Here is a 526-nt window from a genome sequence, read left to right as displayed (position 1 = left end):
CGCTGCATCGATAAGAGCGAAATATCCCTGATGTTGTCCTTATGTCGCCGGAGTGCGTCAATAATAAAGCGATCACTCAATTCTTCAACGATCCCATCGGACACCCCGGAGGGGAGAAATGCGCGGCCGTACATGATAGGCGTGTTGTTGACGTATATCACCTTGCGGACACAGAGGAGCGTTCTATCCGGTGGACTAAAGATGTTTGAGGCCGAGTCCATGATCTTCTCCTTTGTGATTGAAATCAATTCCATCGTCGGTTTCCAACTCCCCACCAAGCATCAATATGTGCAGGTTGTGGAACACGAACCGGCGCCAGCATCAGTCGGCGAAACCGCCATTACAAGATCCACATTGCCAGCCATGGTCGGCATTTTGCTAGGCTGGAAACTCGTCGGACGTATCCACCGGTTGTACCCCGAGCGTGCCTGGTAGTTCAACGCGTTGAGTCTGTCCAAGCGAATCGATGTTGGCGTCGTCGCAATTGTCGGCGTCTGATATCAGCTTACGCCGGCGTGGAGATTGG

The 526-nt window shown here is 52.7% G+C and carries 1 protein-coding gene and 1 pseudogene; one reads left to right on the top strand and one right to left on the bottom strand.

Annotated features, from left to right (window positions below):
• A pseudogene (locus MKD38_RS30885) lies at positions 1-221 on the bottom strand (hypothetical protein); the annotation flags it as partial.
• On the opposite strand from MKD38_RS30885, the gene MKD38_RS30880 reads away from it, so the two are divergent.
• Positions 220-435 carry a hypothetical protein gene (locus MKD38_RS30880; RefSeq protein ID WP_252682461.1) on the top strand — a complete coding sequence of 72 codons (216 nt, stop codon included), beginning with the start codon at positions 220-222 and terminating at the stop codon, positions 433-435. The pseudogene MKD38_RS30885 and the gene MKD38_RS30880 sit on opposite strands and share 2 nt — an antisense overlap.
• Positions 436-526 lie beyond the last annotated feature (91 nt).

Origin of the sequence: Cupriavidus sp. WGlv3 (assembly GCF_023952475.1) — a bacterium.
Lineage (GTDB): Bacteria > Pseudomonadota > Gammaproteobacteria > Burkholderiales > Burkholderiaceae > Cupriavidus > Cupriavidus phytorum.
The sequence above is the reverse complement of the archived record's forward strand: the minus strand, read 5'-3'. Positions and strand labels throughout refer to the sequence as shown.